General features: G+C 56.5%; 2 protein-coding genes. Both read left to right on the top strand.

Features of this window, described 5'->3' with window-relative positions:
- Positions 1 to 1,606: iron-containing alcohol dehydrogenase (locus QJ48_RS34140; protein WP_157261850.1), on the top strand; the 1,606-nt coding region annotated here is incomplete at its 5' end.
- A gap of 33 nt (positions 1,607 to 1,639) precedes the next feature.
- Positions 1,640 to 2,008: pyruvate formate lyase family protein (locus QJ48_RS34135; protein ID WP_272948184.1), on the top strand; the 369-nt coding region annotated here is incomplete at its 3' end.

Here is a 2,008-nt window from a genome sequence, read left to right as displayed (position 1 = left end):
GGGCGTAGGCGACGCCTACCCGCTGTCTGCGGAGAAGCTGAGCCCGGTGCTCGCTTGCTATAAAGTGAAAAATGCGGCGCAAGGCATCGAGCGCGCGGCAGAAGTCGTCGCCTTCGGCGGCATGGGGCATTCCTCGGTTATCCATTCCAAGAACGAGGAAATCATTCAAGCATTCGCGGCTCGACTGCAAACCGGACGCGTCATCGTCAATGCGCCGTCGACTCACGGGGCGATCGGAGACATTTACAACACGAACCTGCCTTCGCTGACGCTCGGTTGCGGCTCTTACGGGCATAACTCGACGACCGCCAACGTTTCCGCCGTCAACCTGCTCAACCTGAAGCGTGTCGCCGAAAGGACGGTCAATATGCAGTGGTTCAAGGTGCCGCCGAAAGTATATTTTGAAAAAGGCTCGACGCAATATCTGGAGAAAATGCCCGATATTACACGGGTGATGATCGTCACCGACGCGATGATGGTGAAGCTCGGCTACGTGGAACGCCTGGAGTATTATCTGCGCAAGCGGAAGCAGCCCGTTGCTATCGAAGTGTTCTCCGAGGTTGAGCCGGATCCTTCCGTCGATACGGTAGACCGCGGTACGGCCCGTATGGCTGCATTCAAGCCGGACTGCATTATCGCACTGGGCGGCGGATCGCCGATGGACGCGGCCAAAGCGATGTGGCTGTTCTACGAATATCCGGACACGAGCTTCGATTCGCTCAAGCAGAAGTTTCTCGATATCCGCAAACGGGTGTACAAATATCCGCGCCTCGGTCAGAAAGCGAAGTTCGTCGCGATTCCGACGACATCGGGCACAGGCTCGGAAGTGACTTCTTTTGCAGTCATTACCGATAATCATAAAGGCAACACCAAGTACCCGCTTGCCGATTACGAGCTGACGCCGGACGTGGCGATTATCGATCCGGAATTCGTTTACAGCCTGCCGAAAACGGCCGTTGCGGATACGGGGATGGACGTGCTTACGCATGCGATTGAAGCGTACGTCTCGGTGATGGCGAACGATTATACGGACGGATTGGCGATGAAAGCCATTCAGCTCGTATTCGAGCATCTGGAAAATTCGTTCCACACCGGCGACCCGCTGGCACGGGAAAAAATGCATAACGCTTCGACGATTGCCGGTATGGCCTTCGCCAATGCCTTCTTGGGCATCAACCACAGCTTGGCGCACAAATGGGGCGGCGAATACCATACGGCGCACGGCCGCACGAACGCGATTCTGATGCCGCACGTCATCCGGTACAACGCGCAGAAGCCGACCAAGTTCGCATCGTTCCCGAAATACAATCATTTCATCGCGGACAAACGGTATGCTGAGATTGCTCGAGTGCTGGGCCTGCCGGCGAAGACGACGGAAGAAGGCGTGAACAGCCTGATCGCCGCAGTGCGCAAACTGAATCAATCGCTTGGCATTCCGGAGAGATTCCAAGATCTCGGCTTCGATCCGGCAGACTTTGAAGCGAAGGTCGATGTGCTCGCGGACCGCGCGTTCGAGGACCAATGTACGACAGCGAATCCGCGCCTGCCGCTCGTGACGGAGCTGGCGGACGTTTACCGCAACGCGTTCTACGGAAAATTCGAATAAAAAGAGACGACTTCTTGGAGAGGAGACCCAACTATGAGCTTGAAAGAAGCGGAAATGAACCGGAATCCCGAACAATCGGAGGCTTGGCGCCAGTTCGCGCCGGGCAAGTGGCAGCATCGGATCGACGTGAAAGATTTCATCGACCGGAATATTTCACCCTATACGGGAGGCTCGGAATTCCTGGCCGGACCGACGGAAGCAACAACGGATCTTTGGCAGCAGCTTAGCGTATTGATGCGCAAGGAACGGGAAAATGGAGGCGTGCTGGACATCGACCTCCACACCGTCTCCACCATTACTTCGCATGCGCCGGGGTACATTGACAAAGAAAAAGAACGGATCGTCGGTCTTCAGACCGACGCCCCGCTCAAGCGTTCCGTCCAGCCGTTCGGCGGCATCCGC

The sequence above is a fragment of the Paenibacillus sp. A3 genome, assembly GCF_001399685.1.
Lineage (GTDB): Bacteria > Bacillota > Bacilli > Paenibacillales > NBRC-103111 > Paenibacillus_G.
The sequence above is the reverse complement of the archived record's forward strand: the minus strand, read 5'-3'. Positions and strand labels throughout refer to the sequence as shown.